General features: G+C 28.2%; 14 protein-coding genes. 8 read left to right on the plus strand and 6 right to left on the minus strand.

Annotated features, from left to right (window positions below):
* Positions 1–274: 274 nt before the first annotated feature.
* The 6 genes from ACNG5D_RS15500 to ACNG5D_RS15525 form a co-directional block, all read right to left on the minus strand.
* The gene (locus tag ACNG5D_RS15500; RefSeq protein WP_418184446.1) at positions 275–1,024 is read right to left on the minus strand and encodes a tetratricopeptide repeat protein; all 750 of its coding nucleotides are present in this window, start codon (positions 1,022–1,024) and stop codon (positions 275–277) included.
* Positions 1,025–1,101: 77 nt separating this feature from the next.
* The gene (locus tag ACNG5D_RS15505) at positions 1,102–2,265 is read right to left on the minus strand and encodes a hypothetical protein (RefSeq protein WP_418184447.1); all 1,164 of its coding nucleotides are present in this window, start codon (positions 2,263–2,265) and stop codon (positions 1,102–1,104) included.
* Positions 2,266–2,494: 229 nt separating this feature from the next.
* Positions 2,495–3,406, minus strand: a complete 912-nt coding sequence (locus tag ACNG5D_RS15510; protein ID WP_418184448.1) for a tetratricopeptide repeat protein — start codon at positions 3,404–3,406, stop codon at positions 2,495–2,497.
* Positions 3,399–4,316, minus strand: coding sequence for a J domain-containing protein (locus ACNG5D_RS15515; RefSeq protein ID WP_418184449.1), 918 nt, complete (start codon positions 4,314–4,316; stop codon positions 3,399–3,401). Before ACNG5D_RS15515 ends, ACNG5D_RS15510 begins: the two co-directional genes overlap by 8 nt.
* A 161-nt stretch (positions 4,317–4,477) precedes the next feature.
* Entirely contained in the window at positions 4,478–5,023 is a 546-nt protein-coding gene (locus ACNG5D_RS15520) for a GNAT family N-acetyltransferase (protein WP_418184450.1), read from the minus strand.
* Positions 5,024–5,196: 173 nt separating this feature from the next.
* A complete protein-coding gene (locus ACNG5D_RS15525; RefSeq protein WP_418184451.1) occupies positions 5,197–6,450 on the minus strand; it encodes a MutS-related protein in 1,254 nt (417 codons plus the stop codon).
* A gap of 2,051 nt (positions 6,451–8,501) precedes the next feature.
* On the opposite strand from ACNG5D_RS15525, the gene ACNG5D_RS15530 reads away from it, so the two are divergent.
* The 8 genes from ACNG5D_RS15530 (at position 8,502) to ACNG5D_RS15565 (ending at position 19,361) form a co-directional block, all read left to right on the plus strand.
* Entirely contained in the window at positions 8,502–9,719 is a 1,218-nt protein-coding gene (locus ACNG5D_RS15530; RefSeq protein WP_418184452.1) for a tyrosine-type recombinase/integrase, read from the plus strand.
* A 3-nt stretch (positions 9,720–9,722) separates the two neighbouring features.
* Positions 9,723–10,964: a hypothetical protein gene (locus ACNG5D_RS15535; protein ID WP_418184453.1), complete on the plus strand. Its 1,242-nt coding sequence runs from the start codon at positions 9,723–9,725 to the stop codon at positions 10,962–10,964.
* Positions 10,965–11,096: 132 nt separating this feature from the next.
* Entirely contained in the window at positions 11,097–11,381 is a 285-nt protein-coding gene (locus ACNG5D_RS15540; RefSeq protein WP_275687246.1) for a helix-turn-helix domain-containing protein, read from the plus strand.
* Positions 11,382–11,386: 5 nt separating this feature from the next.
* A complete protein-coding gene (locus ACNG5D_RS15545) occupies positions 11,387–12,280 on the plus strand; it encodes a hypothetical protein (protein WP_418184454.1) in 894 nt (297 codons plus the stop codon).
* Positions 12,281–12,397: 117 nt separating this feature from the next.
* Positions 12,398–15,466 carry a type I restriction endonuclease subunit R gene (locus ACNG5D_RS15550; RefSeq protein WP_418184455.1) on the plus strand — a complete coding sequence of 1,023 codons (3,069 nt, stop codon included), beginning with the start codon at positions 12,398–12,400 and terminating at the stop codon, positions 15,464–15,466.
* 9 nt (positions 15,467–15,475) lie between these two features.
* The gene (locus ACNG5D_RS15555; protein WP_418184456.1) at positions 15,476–17,104 is read left to right on the plus strand and encodes an HsdM family class I SAM-dependent methyltransferase; all 1,629 of its coding nucleotides are present in this window, start codon (positions 15,476–15,478) and stop codon (positions 17,102–17,104) included.
* Positions 17,097–18,443 carry a restriction endonuclease subunit S gene (locus ACNG5D_RS15560; RefSeq protein ID WP_418184457.1) on the plus strand — a complete coding sequence of 449 codons (1,347 nt, stop codon included), beginning with the start codon at positions 17,097–17,099 and terminating at the stop codon, positions 18,441–18,443. Before ACNG5D_RS15555 ends, ACNG5D_RS15560 begins: the two co-directional genes overlap by 8 nt.
* A gap of 12 nt (positions 18,444–18,455) precedes the next feature.
* Positions 18,456–19,361 (plus strand): DUF5655 domain-containing protein, encoded by a 906-nt coding sequence (locus ACNG5D_RS15565; RefSeq protein WP_418184458.1) that lies wholly within the window; start codon positions 18,456–18,458, stop codon positions 19,359–19,361.
* Positions 19,362–19,400: the final 39 nt, after the last annotated feature.

Genomic DNA, 19,400 nt, shown 5'->3' on the forward strand with positions numbered 1-19,400 from the left:
CAGAAAAATTAATGGGGAAATAAGTCGGAATTCTCACAATAAATGTTCCTGATTTCAACTTCTGTTTATCTGTGGAAAATCCATTCTGAAGTATGTAGTAATGGTATTCCATATTTGTTGCCAACGTGTTTGTGTATGGTTAGTTGCGTGTTTTAAGCACTAAAGTTAGCAAATAAAAATCGAATAGAAAATCCGCGAGGATTTTCGTAAGTAGGCTATAACCAAGCAATTAACTATACACGGTGTTGGCTTTTAGTGCTTTTTTTATCAGTTATTATTTCAGTTCATTGTCTACCATATATTGAAAAACTTCATCAAAACGTTCTACATAAGGCTCACTCATTCCATAATTAATGTACTCTTTTGCTAATTTGAAATTTTCATTAGCCTTTTCATAATCTTTTAATTTTTTATAAATCAAGCCTAATTGATAATACGCTTCTGGAAATTGTTTTACTGATGCTAGAGATTTTTCATAGAAAAGTATAGCTTTTTTATAATCTTTCATTTCTGAATAACATCTTCCAATATAAAAGAAAATCATATAATTGTCATTAGTGTCAAATCCTAATTTTTCTTCTTCTAAATTGACTGTTTCAAATGTTTCAATAGCTTTTTTAAAGTTATTTAGTTTATATAAAGCTTGTCCTTTGTGAAAACCACAAGGTTCTCCCCAACAAGAATTATAAGAATTACCAGTAATTTTTTCGATTAAGTCAACATCTCTAACAACACCTTCATAATCTCTGTAATAGTATAAAAGAGTCCAAGCTCTATATTCTAATACATCTGCCTTTCCATTTGCTGTGTCAATTTCAACTGCTTTGTTTAAAACTTCCATTGCTTTAATATGTTCTCCAACTTTTTTGTATGAATAGGAAAGTCTTTGTCTTAAATCTACATTATTTGGTTGAACTACTAGAGCAGAATCTTTATATGTTCTATAAAGTTCAGATGGTTGCAAAAAATAGTTTGACATTTCGTGATACCAATTTGCTAATTCTCCTTTTTTATTGTCATCCAATGACGAATAATCTTTAGTAGTTTTTTTATTACAACTACAGATTACGAGAAGTATAACTAAACTAATTATTTTTTGTTTTAAGGACATACATCTATTATTTTACCATTGTCTAGCTTAAACATTAAAAAGGCATGAACATCTTTGTAATCGAGCCATTCTAGTTGTGAGTTAGAAGCTGGAAAATCTTCTAATTCGCTTACTTTGTTAATTACATGATTTACAATCTCTTTTGTGAAAGAGGTTGCTTTAAATTCTCTATTCATTTGAATTAAACCAAATTTGCCAACTTTATCTGAACAATTTATATTAAAATGAACTATTAAATACCCAGATTTTATCTCATTATTTGGAATATTCTCATTCACATATTTAACTATATAATTATTGCCATGATTAAAAGTTACATCATCGCCAAAGTAATATTCCCCTTGATATCCATCAAAACAATTTGAGTAATGCGAAATGCTTTTAGCTAGTTTTTCATAAGCCTCAATTTCTATAGAATCCTGATAAAAATTAATATTTTTAGAATCCCTTGAAGAATAATCCTTTAGTTCAATTTTGTTTGAATCATATTCTAAAATTTGGTATATGGGTTGAGGATTATTGCTTTCTTTTTGAAGTGAAAGAAAGTAAATATTATCTATTTCAAAAATATTGTATGCTTTTGTTTCATACTCGGAAATTACTTTTAAATCTTGATAGTAATAATTTGTAATAATGTTCAGGCTATCTTTATTGAAATATAATAGTTGTTCAATATTTAAATCATTGTTTGGATTATTATTCTCGTCTTCAACAACCTCATATTTCCAAATGGAATTAATTATTCCTTTTTTTACTTTTTGAAGGTCAAGTGTATTTTTTGATGTAATTTTCTCGAATTTAGCACCATTTTTAGGACTAGGTTCTCCGTTTTTAAATGTTCTAAAGTTTATTGTGTCTAGTAAATCAAAAGCAAGGAATTCATTCTCTTTTTTATTTAAAATTTTTAGATGCTTTTCTTTAAACTTGATTTCTTTGTTTTTTTTTATTGAACTATTTGTAATTTTATCAATAGTGTTCCCTTTATTATCATAGAGATATAGAGAGTCTTTTTTTTGTTGTATTATGTAGGGATAAGGTACCATTTGGTCCATTATTCTGTATGTTCCAATATACATTTCGGAACTAGTAGATTCTTTATCGACACAACTTGAGAAAAAAGTTAAAGCGATTAAAGATATTATAGTAGATCTCATTTAATTCTATATTTTCAATTCAGATTTAGTTTAACGGACTTATAGTTTTAAACCGAAAAATTGTTGGTTTTCAATGTCCTTCAGCATTAAAGCCAACGTGTTTGTATATGGTTTGTTGCGTGGTTTAAGCACCTAATTTAGCAAATAAAAACCGAATAGAAAATCCGCGAGGATTTTCGTAAGTAGACTTGAACTAGCAATAAATTATATACATTGTTAGCTGTAGTGCTTATTTTTTCATTCTATTTTTTGTCGATGCTAATTCCATTTTTTTTAAATGAATTTCATTTAATCTAGTGAATTTTTCAATGTTTATTTTATAGTTTTTATCATCGTTTAGTTTTTTATAACAATTAGCAATAAGTTCATAAGTAGAATGATGGTTAGGGAACTCTAAAAGCAGTTTTTTAAATAATTTCAAAGCTGTTTTGTATTCTTTCATTTCAAACTTTGCCCTTCCGTAATATTTCAACTTACCTACTCCAAATTTTTCATTTGTACTATTCTTCTCGTTACTTTCTATTATAATCTCAATAGATTTTTTAAAATCTTCACAAGCATTTTTAAATTTACTTATTTCGAACTTTGCTTTTCCACGAATGTAATATGCAAAGTCACTTTTAGCATTTACGTTAATCGCTTCCGTACAATGCTCTATTGCCCCTTCAAAATCGTCAATTCTAAATTTAATTAGAGCAATCGAAACATAATCGTCAGCACTTGGTTTTTTTGTGTTTTCAATATGTAAAAGTGCATCTTCAATTGCTCCATTATAATCTTTTAAACCTTCTTTACAAGCACTTCGTCTATGAAAAACACCAAAATTTCTTGGGTCTAATTCAATTACTCTTGTGTACAGTTGGATTGCGTAATTATAGTTATTTGTCCTTATTCTATGAAATAAACCATAAGCATTTAATGCTTCTATATAATTAGGTTTTAGTTTTAATGCTTTTTCATAATTCTCTATTGCTTTATCATAATCTTTGATTTTCCAACCATATTCTTTTGCTTTTTCTAAAGATTCTTTTGCTATTCTATCATTTGATTTGTCAAGCAATTTATTTAAAACGTTAGTCTGAACGTCAATTTTTTGAATGCCATTTTTATTGATTATAAGTTTGTTATTTTGATTACTCATTATCTTTTAAATTTCTTAATTCTTCAAATAAAGTTTTCTTTGTGTTCTCAAAATAACTCTCCCAATTTTCTATTTTTATAATAGATTGATAAGTTTCCGAGTTTTTTAGTTCGTTTAATTTGTCCTCAATATTTGATATTTTTTTTCGAAGATTTATTATTTCTACTTTTAGAATAGATTTTTCATTAATACTATCTGATTTTTTGATAAACAAATTATCGTTTTCTAAAGAATCCAAAATCTCACTTACTCTTTCTAAATCATTTTGTTCGTAAGCAAGTCTTAACTCTCTAAAAATTTCTTGAGATTGGAATTTTAAATTCTCATTAACTATATCTGGATGACATAATTTAGATGCTTTTCTGTAGTTTTTCTTTAATTCTTTTTTCTGTTTTTCATTTAGAAGGTTTACTATTTCCCTTTTTGAAACTTCATATTGTTCATTGAATTTTTCATAATCAGAATTAGCTTCTTCAAATTCTATTTTTTTCTTTTTACTTTTGCCTTTTTCTTTTTCTAATTTGTCTCTGCGGAATCTTAATATTTCATTTAGTAACTCGCCTAATTCGTGATTTTGTTGTGTAGTAAAATTATGTATTAATTTTTCCGTTTCTGCAACTTCATTAATTTTAATGTTATAATTTAATTCTAACGCTTTAATTTCCATTTTTAAAGCAGTTAGTTCTTCATCTTCACGTAAAACTAAATTTGAGCCTGCATTTAATTTGTTTTGAATTAATTGAATAGCATTATTGAACGATTTGTTATTTATATTTTCGATTATCTCTTTAAAATTATTTCCGTCAGTTGAAGTTATCAACTTTTCTAATTGAATATCAAGTAGTTCAAATTCTTCTAACAATAATAATTGCTTAATTAAGTTTAATCTTTTTGAAGTTTCAATTGTCATATTTCACTAAATGTTATTATCAGAGACGGATTTTTTTGCATTACAGCTAACGGTCACGTATAACCGTCAGTTACGGGTTTATATGCGTTAATTTTCGGTTAAGCACTGCCGTTAGCAATTCCGAGTGGATTCGGACGTAGTCGAATCCGCCGTAATTGCGGTTATACATTGTTAGCCACAGTATTTTGTATTGTTTTTTTCATTGCAATAAACTCAAAATTTTCTTTTCCAATTTGAAAGTCGTGATTTCCAATTTTTTCAAATCCGTTTTTTTTGTAAAAGCTTATTGCTCGTTCGTTACTATTTAGTACAGAAAGCCAAATTTCTTTAAATTCAAGCTCTTTGGCTTTATTCAAGAGTAGATTTTGCAATTCAAATCCAATTTTCATTGACAAAAAATCTTTCAAAACGTATATTTTTTGAAGTTGACAAGTATTTTCCGAGTCGATAAATTCTGATTTTGAATTCAACTTGAGTTTTGCATAACCAACAGGTAGTCGGTTAGCAAAAGCTATCCAGAAAACATTATTTAATTTCGCAATTCCGTTTTCAATTTTTTCAACTGAAAATGTTGAATTGTAATAATTCAATAAATCTTGCTTATCTCTAAAAAAATGCCCGAAAGTTTCGGTAAATGTAATTCTACCAAGAAGAGCAATAAATTGAGCATCTTCCTTATTCGCTAATCTGATTTCTATATTGTTCATTTTACGGTGCGTTCTGTCAATATTGTGGCTAACGTGTTTGTATAAGATTAGTTGCGTGTTTTAAGCACCTAATTTAGCAAATACAAACGAAATAGAAAATCCGCGAGGATTTTCGTAAGTAGGCTTGCACTAGCAATTAATTTTATACGGTGTTGTAAGCCGTTTTTTTTTATTCAGTTCAATAATTCATTTAACCCTTCTTTGTCAAATAAAATTCGACCTACTTTGATGTCCGACCAACCCTTTTTTAGTTTATAAGTAAAGGTCGGTTTGTCTTTTATAAGTTCACAATCTATGTAATAATTTGATATTTTTTCATTAGAAACATTTTTCAGTTCTTGAATGTGAGTTGAAATAAAAAAATATGAATTTTTAAATTTACTCAGACCTTTTATTGTTGTTTGGCAAATCTCGAAAGCATCTTCTACATTTGTGCCACTAAACAGTTCATCAAAAATCGCAAAACATTTTTTTCCATTTGATGCATTTTCAATAACGCTTTTGAGATTAATTACTTCTGTCATAAAATGACTATAACCATTTAGAATATCATCCCGTCTATTAATTTCTATTGAAAAGTGATTGCAAAACGGAATTTCTCCAAAAGACGCAGGTATTCCAATCCCTAAATGTCCAAAATATATGCAGAGTCCAACAGATTTTAGGAAAGTTGACTTACCTGACATATTAGGTCCGTTCAATAAAATTACGTTGCTCTCGGTTTCAAAATCGTTCTTTACAGGTTTGTTGATTAAGGGATGATAAAAGTCCTTTAATTTAATATATTCCTTTTCAAAATTTGGAAATGTAAAATTGTTTTTATTAATCCCTAAATTGATTGATAGATAAGCCTCAAACAGAAATAAATTTTCCCAAAAAGGCTTAATCAAATCTGTTTCTTTAAGGGTTTTGATTTTTTCTGTTAGTTCTATAACGTGTTTGTCCTTTAACCTTTTTTCTCGAATAATATGCTCATATTTGAAAAGTTCAAAACTTGATAGAAATTTTAAAATTTCTTTAATTTTTGTAGCATATTCTTCTGGAAATTGATTTAATTTTAGTCTTGTGAAGTATCTTGATTCTAGGCGATGAAAGAATAATATAAGTTGATTGAACTTACTTGTATATCGAGTTTTTTCTTGTTTGGAAGCAAACAGTTTATACTTTAGTTTTTTTTGGGACAAGTCCTCTATTTTTTCGTCGTTTAAAAAATAATGGACTTCATTTAAGTATAAAACGGTATATGAATAGTCTTTAAGAATTTCATTGTTGGCAGTAAAACCTTTTAAAATATTTTGGCGTGCAACAATTTTGGTTGTCGATTCTAAAGGTGTTTTTAAAATTTCAATAATTTTTTCCTTGGTGAACATATTTAAAGAATAGTCGAACAATGGTAAGAGTTCTTTTTCGATATTTAAGTCTTTCAAATTGTTCATTCTAATTCTTAGCAGGATGTTTTTTTAAATGGCTTACAACGGTTTTGTATATGAAATGTTGCGGTTTTGCGTTCGAGGATTTTCCGCAGGAAAATCAGAAGTAGCAAAAGAGCAACAGCCATAAAGTTAAGCTAAAAATAAGCAATTTTTTATATACGTTGTTAGCTTTTAGTGCCTTTTTGTCCGCTTTAATTATTATTCCACTTTTCTTTTTTTAAGTCATTTTTACATTCAGATTTCGATTCCGAAAATGAGCTGAAAAGTCATACGTAGTTCAATTCAGAGCTTGAGAGGTAATTCAACATTTTTCTCAAAATTCAGCAACATAGTTTTTTGGTTTTTACTTTCTTAAAACTCAAAAAAAAAAAAATCGAAAAATAAACTAGCCTTTTTTCAATTCCATAAACTGGCTCAAATTTCGCAATTATGATAAAGTGAGTAATTGTTCAACCTTCTAAAGTTATTTTTTCGATTCCGTAAACGAGCTAAAAATTCATACATATTTCAGTTCAGAGTTTGAGAGATAATTCAGCTCAACATTCCGCTTTTCATTTTTAAATGACTTTTGATTTAAATTTGAAACTTGAATTTTTACAGTAGTAGTCAGCATTAAAGCTAACGGTTTAGAGCATGGAAAGTTGCGATTTGATAATCGTATTTCTCCGATGTATAAATTTAGGTTTATTTTGTTTTAGAAACATTCTATATTTCTCTATTTAGCAATTTTTTATGCGCATTGTTGCACAAATGTTGCTTTTTCATCAATCTTGTTTTCTTTCAGATTCTTCTCTTAGAGATTTGATAATGTCATCTTTTTCTTTGCTCATTATTCTGTAATATTTTAAACTGGTAAATAAATGAACTAATACTAAAATATTCCTAATGTCAATATTGTTAAAATCATTCGATTCCATAAACTTGCTTGAAATCCATAATATTCCAAATAATATAATCGATGTATAGGAAATAATTTGAAAAGTCTTTTTCATAGGTTATATTTTTTCTATTCGCAATCTTGTATTCAAATCTGTTTTTTAATCAAATCGGAAATTTCACTTTTTTAGTAAATTTATTATTTTTAAAAGTAGTGAGCAAATTGCAAATCAAATCATACTATTTTTGTTGTTCGAAATTCTTAATTGGGCTTAAATTCATACCGTTTCAGTTTTGAAATCGTTTTGGGCTATATAAAGATCTATAATTTTGAGTAGAAGTGAGGATGATAATCATTTTTGTCCTCATCATTTTCATCCGCAATTTTGTGCAACGGTTTAGGCTATTATTTGTTGCGTTTATAAGGTTAAAGGTACGTAAAAAAATGCAACAACTTTGTGCCTGCATATTTTTCCAAAGGAAAAATATAGCAGCAATAAATTATAGCCATTGTTGTAATTAGTAGATTTTTTCAGTTTATAGTTCAATTTATTTTCAACTTTGACTAAATTCACAGTTTGAGAGAAAATTCCGAAGAGATTTTTAATTCCACCAGTTTCTGAATACCAGTTTTTCTTTACATGTTTTGCTGTTATTCTCACGTTTTACAATTCTGATTTTGAGTAAATTTCAGCGTTTTATTTCTCATTTTGTTTCAAAATGTACGTTCTCAAAAGACTGTTCAATAATTTTAAAAATTCCATTTTTTGCACGTTGCAAAATTCACACTTTTTGCTAAAATTCAACAGTTTGATTTACATTAAATTTTAAGAGTTTGAGTCTTGGATTCCGCTATTAATTACAACGTTGATGTGTATTATTAGTTGCGTGATTTAAACCATAAAGTTAGTAAATAAAAACTGAATAGAAAGTCCGCGAGGACTTTCGTAAGTAGGCTATAACCAGCAATTAATTATACACAGTGTTGTCTAATTATTATATCCTATTTCTTTAAAATTCACTTAAACCCTTATAAATAAAGGGTTTTATAGTTTTGTGCAATGCAAAATAATGTAATAAAATACAATAAAAAGCATTGTTTGTTGTACCTATTGTTGTACCTTAGTATTAGTTTGCATCCTATTGCACCTATTATAAACCAATAAGTTATGGCTTCAATAAAACTAATTTTAAAAAAATCAAAAGTAGATAAGTCTGGAAAAGCACCTTTATATTTAAGAGTGATAAAAGACCGAAAAACTAAATTCATTTCTTTAAGCTTAAAATTAGAGCCTAACGAATGGGATGAAGAAAAGCAAAAGGTAAAGAAAAATCATAGTAACTCTACACGACTAAATAAATACATAACTCAAAAGGTTGCAGATGCACAAGGGCAAATAGCAGATTTAGAAACTAAAAACCAATCCACATCAGCAAGAAAACTAAAAGAAGCTATCAAAGGGAAACCGTTAGTTAATTTCTTTGAGTATGCATACAACCGATGCGAAAAACAAAAACACACTTTAGCACTATCAACATATAACAACTATAAAAACTACTTAAAAAAGTTTGAAAAGTTCGTAGGTCATAAAGAATTAATGTTTGATGATATTACTGTAACTACTTTAAAAGACTATGCAGGTTACTGTAGCACTACTTTAGGTAACAATAACACAACGATTAATTTTTCTTTAAAGATTCTTAACCTAATGTTTAAAGAAGCGCAGAGAGAGGATTTAATACCGTTAAATCATTTTCCATTTAGTAAATTTAAAGTCAAGAAAGCAAAAAGTACAAAACGTTTTTTAACAGCTGAACAGTTGGAAGCTTTTACTAAATTAGAGGTTTCAGATAAAGCAAAAGCACAAATTATAAAAGATATGTTTCTATTTGCTGTCTTTGCAGGTGGTTTAAGGTTTGGAGATGTAATAGAATTAAAGTGGAATAATTACAATGCAAAAGCTCATAAAATCACAAAAGTAATACGCAAAACAAGCAGACAGCACAGTCTTAGAATTGGGCAAGTGGCAATAGATATTTTAGAAAAATATAAAACTAAAAATGTAAATCAAGACGATATAATATTTCCTTTCGCAAATATTGATAACGATTATTTTACAGACAGAGAACAAAGAGCAAAAGTAGTAAGACAAGCAATAGCGTTAAGCAATATGTATTTAACTAAAATGGGTAAAACTTTAGAATTACCATTTTCTTTAACCTTTCATATTAGCAGGCATACATTTGCTACCAGAGCATTAAATAATGGTATGCGCATAGAACACGTATCTAAGTTGATGGACCATTCAGATATTGGAATAACACAGGTTTATGCAAAAATTATAAGTAGTGAATTAGATAATGCAGTAGATAAATACATCAATTAAAAAATGGGAGAATATTCAAAAATAGAATTAGCATTATTAGAAAAGTTTACGGAAGCTATCGATACCTTCATAGAATCAAAAGTATATAGCCAAACGGATAAAGACAAAATGATGTTTGTATCTTGTGTAAATGAGGATGAAAAACACGACTTAACAAAAAGTGAAATCAAAAAAATGCAAAAGAAACTTGCAAAATGTAGTCCGGATATCGCAGGATATTTGACTTGTTACATTAATCCTTCAACACTTGATTTAGATGGAGATTCAATATACGATTATAGAAAACGCTTAGTAAGGAATTTTCTATCTAGTGAAATTGATGATGTGTTAGAGGTTTTAAAGTCAAAGTTTAAAACATTAAAATCTATTGAAGAAGTTTACGAGTCATTTTGGGAAGAAGTAATTGAAGATGGCGAATACGGTATTGATAATAAATTTATGAATCACTTCATAAAATATATGGCAATAGCTGAAAGGTTAAACACTTTCAAAAGCTTCTTGCAATATCATAAAGAAGAAACCGAATCAGAAGATACTAACGAAATTTACGATTTACTTGATACTATTAGAAATAAAGACCATACAGACTTACAATTATATAATATAGTAAAAGAACGCACGCAATTAAATAAAGATGCTTTACAGTACTTGTATAAAGATATAGAGGTGTATTTGTTTGGTGCAAAAGATGATTTTGAATGTAATTATTCCGAAGATGAAACCGAACAAGCAATTGAAGATTTAAAAGCCAAAGGTAATACAGAGGACGATTTAATAATGTTAGGTTACATTAAAAAAGGTAAGGCTTTAGATATTAAGACAAACGATTTAACTTTAGATTATACTTATATCAATAAAGAGAAATTATTCTTTCCATTAGAGTTTTTTCCTATTTACCAATTACAAGGTTTAATTAATGCCGAATTATCTAAAATTCAAGAAAAGGAAGACTTAATAAATCCACAAGTTAAAAGCACACCAAAACTTAAAACAGACCTTTCCGTTCCTCAATTAGCATTGTTATTTAAAATGATAAATGACTTAAAACCTAAAATTTTTAATACAAAATCAGATGCCGAATTATTCCGTTTTATATCTGCTAATTTCCAAACTAAAAAATCTACAGAAAAAGGAATCAGCACACAAAAATTAAGAAACGAATGTAATAGTCCAGATCTAAAAGCTATCGAATTTTGGGAAAAACACCTACATACAATGCTGTCAGAATTAAGAAAATTAAAATAATTTATTTCCAATCAGGTCAATGTTTATAAGGGTTTTGCGTAGGGTTATATAACCGTATGTAACTGTTTTTGCTTCCTTTGTTAGTCCATATTTGCTTCATAATTAAATAATTAACATTTAAAAAAGAAGTAAATGGAAGCAGTAATTTTAACATCAGAGCAGTACAACGAATTAGTATCAAGATTAGACAAATTAAACACTACTTTAGAATCTAATCAAAAACCATCAAAAGAGACTTTTCTCGACAATCAAGAGTTTATTCAGCTAATGCATATTAGTAAGCGTACAGCGCAAACGTGGAGAGACGAAGGAAAAATATCATTTTCTCAAATAGGTAGTAAAATTTATTACAAGATGAAAGATGTAGAAGTCTTACTGGATAAAAACTATAATAAAGCCTTTAAAAATAAAAGGTAGTCGTTTTGTACGATACGCTTAAAATAAAGCATCAAGTAATACAATTACCTAAAGAAGTTATAGAACAACAAGAAAGCCCATTTTTTTGGAAAGGCTTAAAATGGATACCTATTTTCAATAAAAAAACAAATCAAGTTAAAGCTTATGAAACCACAGTAAGTAACTTGAAACTTGAATTAAAAGGAAATATAATCTCTTGTAATAACTCATTACAAAAATGGTATATGGGTAGTAATTACGAGTTGTTTACATATTCACAAGTCGTTAAGGCATTTCAGAAATTAGATAGTGTTTTACCGTTTAATGTATATAATGCAAATATCCATTATGTAGCAGTAGGAACAGTTATAGAAGAAGAGGCACAGCCAATTCTAAATCCTTGGTTAAGCCTAAATGGTAAAACACCAATACCAATGTTAGGCGCTAATAAACAATACGGTAAAAAATTTTATCTTACAGATTATAATGTTAAAGGATATGATAAAACGTTTGAAGTAAAAACACACAACCGTATAAAATTAGGAAAGCCAATATTTAGATTCGAGTTAGAAATCTACACACGTAATCTAAACAATCGTAAAAATGCTATTGAAATTTATACCGTTAAAGATTTAATAGATAAAAAGAAATATAAAATGTTAGCAGATGAGTTAATGAGTAAGTACGATAAAATAGAAAAGCAACAAAGTATTCCATTATCACAGCTTACTAACAAGGAAAAAGAGGTTTTAGCATTATTTCAAAATCAAGAGATATTAAAACAATATAAAATAGACCATTCTGAAACATATGGTAATCGTAGAAAGGTGTATAATAAAATAAAAAATCTATCCAATAATAAGCAATTAGCTCACATAAATGAGCAAATAAAAAATAGTTTAAAAGAGGTGTTATTTTAGCACTTGTAATATAACATAAAACAGGGGTAAAAAGTAAATGTGGGAATCCTCATAATAAAACCAATATATATTTATATTTTTATAGTTCCCTTAGAGCTTAATCAATCAAAAAACTAAATGAAATTCAACGAAGATTCAAGAGTAAAAATACCATCAATATTACATCTTACTCGATTAGGGTATAAATATTTATCATTAAAGGGAGCAGTTTGGAATGAAGAAACAAACATATTTACAGATATATTTATTGATAGCATCCAGAAAATCAATCACGATTTAGATAAAGACGAAGCTAAAAGACTATTAAGTGATGTTTCATTGCTTTTAGATAATGAAGATTTAGGAAAAGCATTCTATGAGAGATTAAGTCAAAAAACTGGACATAAGATTATTGATTTTGAAAACTTTGAAAACAATACATTTAATGTTGTTACAGAACTAACTTATAAAAACGGAGACGAAGAGTTTAGACCAGATATAATTCTTTTAGTTAATGGTTTGCCTTTAGTTTTTATAGAGGTTAAAAAGCCTAATAATAGAGAAGGCATCATTGCAGAACGAAATAGAATAAACAAGAGATTCCAAAATAAAAAGTTTAGACGTTTTGTAAACATAACACAGTTAATGGTATTCTCTAATAATATGGAATACGATAGTGATGATGTAGATACAGTTCAAGGTGTATTTTATGCTTCACCATCATATCATAAACCAATATTTAATTATTTCAGAGAAGAAGAAACGTTCGACCTAAATAGTCTTTTGTTACCTGAAAATGATGCTATAGAAAACGAAGTTTTAAAAGATAACAACTTAGTTATTATTAAACATTCGCCAGAGTTTTTAACCAATAAAGATTCCAATACACCAACAAATAGAGTATCTACTTCTTTATTCTCTAAAGATAGATTGTCTTTTGTGCTACAGTATGCAATAGCCTATGTAAATGAAAGCTCAGGCTTACAAAAACACATAATGCGTTATCCTCAATTATTTGCAACAAAAGCAATAGAGAATAAATTAAATGAAGGGATAAGAAAAGGAATCATTTGGCACACACAAGGAAGTGGTAAAACAGCTTTAACCTATTACAATGTTAAATTTCTAACAGACTATTATCAAAAACAAAATGTAATACCAAAATTTTATTTTATAGTAGATAGATTAGACTTGTTAATTCAAGCTAAAAGAGAATTTACAAGTAGAGGTTTAACGGTTCATATTGTTAATTCACGTACTGAATTTGTTGCAGATATTAAATCTAAAGCAGCATTACATAACGAAAGAGGAAACGCAGAAATTACAGTAGTTAATATTCAAAAGTTTTCAGATGATGCTAAAATAGTAACAGAACAAGATTACGATATTAATATTCAACGTGTTTATTTCTTAGACGAAGTACACCGTAGTTATAATCCTGAAGGTAGTTTCTTGGCAAATTTAGAGCAGTCAGATAAAAACGCTATTAAAATTGGATTAACCGGCACACCTTTATTGGGTACAGAGTATAATTCTAAAACCTTGTTTGGTGATTATATTCATAAATACTATTACAACGCATCTATTGCAGATGGGTATACACTAAAACTAATTAGAGAAGAAATAGCTTCTAATTATAAAATGGTTTTAGAAAAAGCCTTAAAAGAAATTAAAGTATTACAAGGTGATGTTCCTAAAAAGAAAATCTATGCAGATGCGCGATTTGCAGAACCAATGTTAGATTACATTGTTGAAGATTTTGAAAGTTTTAGGTTAATGAATAACGATGCATCAGTTGGTGCAATGGTAGTTTGTGATAGTTCAGATCAAGCTAAAATGTTATTTGAGATATTCAATAATAAATATAGAGATAGTGATGCTGTTGTTTTAGACAAAGTTGCAGAAGAAAGAGAATCTTACGGAGATAAAAAAAGAGAAAGCTATAAAGTAAAAAAAGCAGCTTTAATACTTCACGACATAGGTACTAAAGAAGAACGTAAACAAGAAGTGGAAGATTTTAAAGATGGTAAAATAGACTTTCTTTTTGTCTACAATATGTTATTAACTGGTTTCGATGCTAAAAGGCTAAAGAAATTATACATAGGTCGTTTAATTAAAAAGCACAATCTATTACAAACCTTAACCAGAGTAAACAGAACATATAAAGATTATAAATATGGTTTTGTAGTTGATTTTGCAGATATTAAGGCAGAGTTTGATAAAACCAATAAAGACTATTTTGAAGAGCTTCAAGAGGTTTTAGGTGATGAAATGGAGCATTACTCTAACATCTTTAAATCTAAAGAAGAAATACAGGAAGAAATAGCAGACATAAAAGAGATATTATTTCATTATGATACCTTAAACGCTGAGAACTTCTCACAACAAATTTCTCAAATATCAGACCGTAAAAAAATGTTAGGTTTAGTAAAGGCTTTAGGTAATGCTAAAAGTCTGTACAATCTAATTCGTTTATTTGGGCATTATGAATTATTAGAAAAAGTAGATTTTAAAAAGCTTTCAGTATTGTATAGAGAAGCTAATAATCACTTACAATTACTAAATCAAAAGGAAGCATTAGAAAACAATATAGATACAACCAATCTATTAAATGTTGCGTTAGAAGATGTAGTGTTTATGTTTAATAAGGTTGGAGAAGAAGAACTAATCTTAGCAGATCAACTAAAAGATACGCTTCGTAAAACAAGAGAAGAATTAGCAAGTAATTTTGACAAAAAAGACCCTGAATTTGTAAGTTTGTACGATGAATTAGAGCGTCTCTTTAAAAAGAAAAAACTAAACGAAGTAACGCAAGAAGATATGAAAGCTAATATTGGAGCGTTAAAAGAAATTCACGCAAAAATATTAGAGTTAAATAGACAAAATAAATTATTACAGGCTAAATATGATAACGATCCTAAATACTGTCGTATTCATAAACGATTAGTAGAAAAAGGTGGTTTAACTAAACGAGAAAGCCAATTATTTGAAGCTTTACAATCTGTTAAAAGTGAAGCAGACCTACAGGTAATACAAAATAGTAGGCTATTACAAAATGAAGGCTATTTAGATAAGATGATGATTAAATTGGTAATCAATCAATTTGTAAAACAAAACAATATTAAATTAAATCCAGAGACTTCTAAATTCATTAATAATTTAGTAGTACAAGAATATACTAACGAATTTCACGGGCGAACAGCTTAGATATAATAAATGACAACAACAGTACAGTTTCAAACACAAGTAAAAGACCTAATAGACAGCCTTAAAGGAATTTGTTCTAATTATGGTTTGGGTAATGATGGTGACGAATATAAAATTATAACACAAGTATTTCTATATAAGTTTTTAAACGACAAATTTGCTTATGAGGTAAAACAATTAAATCCTGAATTAGCAAAAGCAGAAAAATGGCAAAAGGCTATTGAAGCATTGCCTGATGAAGAGTATGAAATGCTAACCTTACAGTTAAATGCAGATACAGCAGTATTACAAACACAGCATTTTATTTCGCATTTATTTGATATACAAAATACACCAGATTTTGCTAAAACCTTTGACGATACCTTAATGGATATTGCCATACAGAATAATGATATTTTCTCTGTAAAAACAACAGGTGGTTCTAAAGAACCTTTATTTGAACGTATTAGTGAAATTGTAGAAACCGCAGAACGTAATGCCTTTTGTAAAGCAATTGTTAACCAATTAGTAGATTTTAGTTTTGAGCATATTTTCAATGAAAAATACGACTTCTATGCTACTATTTTTGAGTACTTAATAAAAGATTATAATAACGATAGTGGTGGTACGTATGCAGAATATTACACACCTCACGCAGTAGCCAAAATTATGGCTTCTATTATGGTAACAGAAGATAATATTCAAGATGTTACCTGTTACGATCCAAGTGCAGGTTCTGGAACGTTGTTAATGAATTTAGCTCACGCTATTGGCGAAGATAAATGTACTATTTACTCACAAGATGTTTCTAAAAAATCTTCAAAACTATTACGATTAAACCTAATACTAAACAATTTAGTACACTCATTACAAAATGTAGTGCGTGGTAATACCATTTTAGCACCATACCATAAAGACGATACTAACGAGTTACAGAAGTTCGATTATATTGTATCAAATCCACCGTTTAAATTAGACTTTAGCGAGTATAGAGACGATTTAGACAGTAAAGAAAATAACGAACGTTTTTTTGCAGGAATACCAAATATTCCAAAAAGTAAAAAAAGTAGTATGTCTATTTATAGTTTGTTTCTGCAACACATTATGCACAGTTTAACCAAAACAGGTAAAGCAGCTATTGTTGTACCTACAGGTTTTATTACTGCGCAATCTGGTATTGATAAAAAAATTAGAGAAGAGATGGTTAATAGCAAAATGTTGGCTGGTGTGGTAAGTATGCCAGGTAATATTTTTGCAAATACACCTACAAGTGTTTCAATAATATTTTTAGATAAAAAAAATCAAGGAGATGTAGTATTGATTGATGCTTCCAATCTTGGGACAAAGATTAAAGAAGGTAAAAATCAAAAAATTGTTTTATCAGAAGATGAAGAAAATCAAATCATTGAGGTATTTAATTCTAAAACTAAAATTGATGATTTTTCTGTTGTTCTAAAATATGATGATATAAAAATCAGAAATTACTCTTTAAGTGCAGGTCAATATTTTGAAGTTAAAATTGAGCATAAAGATATTTCTAATGATGAATATTCTAATAAGTTAAAGTCTTATGAAAAGAATTTAGAAGACCTTTTCAAAGAAAGTAAAACTTTAGAGTTTGAAATTCTCAATAACATTGACAATTTGAGATATGAATAGCGAAACTTCAATTAATAAAATAGCTGTCTTAAATGATTCTACTTATGGTAAGAAAAACTTACCAGAAAATATTAATTATTTAGATACTGGTAACTTAACAAAAAATAAAATTGATTCATTAAAGTATCTAAATACTGGGATAGACAAGATACCAAGTAGAGCACAAAGAAAAACAAAATTGAATACAATTCTGTACTCTACAGTTAGGCCAAATCAAGAGCATTATGGTATTTTAGAAGATGAAATAGAGAATTTAATTGTGTCGACAGGTTTTACTACAATTGATGTTGTTGATGATAATATTTCACCTAAGTATTTGTATTATGCATTAATTCAAAGCCATATAACAAATTACCTACATACGTTAGCTCAAAATAGTGTTTCCTCATATCCATCAATTTTACCTGATGATATTGGTGCTTTAAAATTCAATTTCCCTAAACTTAGTATTCAAAAAAGGATAGCTAAGGTTTTATCTGATTTAGATTACAAAATTGAATTAAATAATAAAGTAAATGTAGAATTAGATTCAATGGCAAAAACCATTTATGATTTTTGGTTTGTGCAATTTGATTTTCCAAATGTTAACGGAAAACCATATAAAGCATCAGGTGGTAAAATGGTGTATAATGAAAAACTGAAAAAAGATATACCTGAAGGTTGGCAAGATAAAACCATTGCAGATTGGATAGAAAAAGATAAAAGTGGTGATTGGGGTAAAGAATCAGCACAAGGTAATTATACAGAACAAGTATCTTGTATTCGTGGTGCAGATATTAATGGTTTAAATGGTGATGGAGAAGTAAAAGCACCAGAACGTTTTATTTTAGAAAAAAACACACATAAGCTATTAGAACAAGGAGATTTAATCATTGAAATATCTGGAGGTAGTCCAACACAATCTACAGGTAGAATGGCTTTTATAACAAAAGAAACCTTAGAGCGTTTTGAGAATCCATTAATCTGTTCTAATTTCTGTAAAGCAGTTACATTAAAAGACGAAACCTATTTATATAATTTCGTGTATCAATGGCAAAGGCTATATGATGCAGGAGTATTATTTGGTTGGGAAGGTAAAACAAGTGGTATTAAAAACTTACTGTTCGAGAGCTTTGTTACTAATTACAACACAGTTTTTCCTAAAAAAGATATTGTAGAAAAGTTTTACCAAAAAATAAAACCAATACACGCTAAAAAGCAAAAGAACCTAAAAGAAAATCAAAAATTAGCTGATTTAAGAGATTGGTTATTGCCAATGCTAATGAATGGTCAAGTAACGGTTAAAGAAGCAAAAGAACATATTAATCAAGCAGCAGAACCACAAGAGAACTATAGTTAAAGAACAATTCAAATGCATTTATATAACTTAAAATCAAAAGAGTCTATTAGTATTTTAAAAGAGAAACCATTTAAATTAGAAAGAGAAATGCAATCACTTTTTGAGAATAATTTAAAGGAGTTAATGGATTTACATTTAGTAAAGTCTGAGTTCTCTATTAAAAACAAACGCATAGATACTTTAGCTTACGATACACAATCAAATGCATTCATTATTATTGAATATAAGAGAAATAAAAATATAAGTGTAGTAGATCAAGGATTTACATATTTAAGTTTAATGCTTGAGAATAAAGCAGATTTTATAGTTGAGTATAACGAAACACTAAAGCAAAATTTAAAACGTACAGATGTAGATTGGAGTCAAACAAGAGTAGTATTTGTATCTACAAGTTTTACAGAAAATCAAAGAACAGCAACAAATTTTAAAGATATTGCTATTGAGTTGTGGGAAGTAAAACGCTATGAAAATAATTTAATTAGTGTAAATCAAATAAAGAAAAGTAAATCAGCAGAAAGTATAAAGCCAATAACCTCTAGTAATACACAATTAGAAGCAGTTACAAAAGAGATAAAAGTATATACTGAAGAATTTCATTTAGATAGTTATCCAGATAAAGTAAAAGAACTTTACGAAACCTATAAAGAAGCTATTTTAAACCTAGCAGATGATATAGAGTTAGAGCCTAAAAAACTATACATAGCTTTTAAAAAGGATAAAAATATAGCTGATATTGTTACACTTAAAAAAGGAATAAAACTATTCATTAATTTACAAAAAGGTAAATTAGAAGACCCTAAAAACCTAATGCGTGATGTGTCAAGTACAGGGCATTGGGGTAATGGTGATTATGAATTAGTAATAACAAACAATGATAATTTAGAGTATATTTTATACTTAATCAAACAAGCTATATAATTGTAATTAAATAATTTATACATTTGCAACCCATTTTTT

The organism is Algibacter ulvanivorans, assembly GCF_048381495.1.
GTDB classification, from domain to species: domain Bacteria; phylum Bacteroidota; class Bacteroidia; order Flavobacteriales; family Flavobacteriaceae; genus Algibacter_B; species Algibacter_B ulvanivorans.

Bases quoted from the DNA above. Each gene is read 5' to 3' on its own strand.
- ACNG5D_RS15515 (WP_418184449.1), bottom strand. From the start codon at position 4,316: ATGACAATTGAAACTTCAAAAAGATTAAACTTAATTAAGCAATTATTA.
- ACNG5D_RS15530 (WP_418184452.1), top strand. From the start codon at position 8,502: ATGGCTTCAATAAAACTAATTTTAAAAAAATCAAAAGTAGATAAGTCT.
- ACNG5D_RS15510 (WP_418184448.1), bottom strand. From the start codon at position 3,406: ATGAGTAATCAAAATAACAAACTTATAATCAATAAAAATGGCATTCAA.
- ACNG5D_RS15560 (WP_418184457.1), top strand. From the start codon at position 17,097: ATGAATAGCGAAACTTCAATTAATAAAATAGCTGTCTTAAATGATTCT.
- ACNG5D_RS15505 (WP_418184447.1), bottom strand. From the start codon at position 2,265: ATGAGATCTACTATAATATCTTTAATCGCTTTAACTTTTTTCTCAAGT.
- ACNG5D_RS15520 (WP_418184450.1), bottom strand. From the start codon at position 5,023: ATGAACAATATAGAAATCAGATTAGCGAATAAGGAAGATGCTCAATTT.
- ACNG5D_RS15565 (WP_418184458.1), top strand. From the start codon at position 18,456: ATGCATTTATATAACTTAAAATCAAAAGAGTCTATTAGTATTTTAAAA.
- ACNG5D_RS15550 (WP_418184455.1), top strand. From the start codon at position 12,398: ATGAAATTCAACGAAGATTCAAGAGTAAAAATACCATCAATATTACAT.
- ACNG5D_RS15540 (WP_275687246.1), top strand. From the start codon at position 11,097: ATGGAAGCAGTAATTTTAACATCAGAGCAGTACAACGAATTAGTATCA.
- ACNG5D_RS15555 (WP_418184456.1), top strand. From the start codon at position 15,476: ATGACAACAACAGTACAGTTTCAAACACAAGTAAAAGACCTAATAGAC.
- ACNG5D_RS15535 (WP_418184453.1), top strand. From the start codon at position 9,723: ATGGGAGAATATTCAAAAATAGAATTAGCATTATTAGAAAAGTTTACG.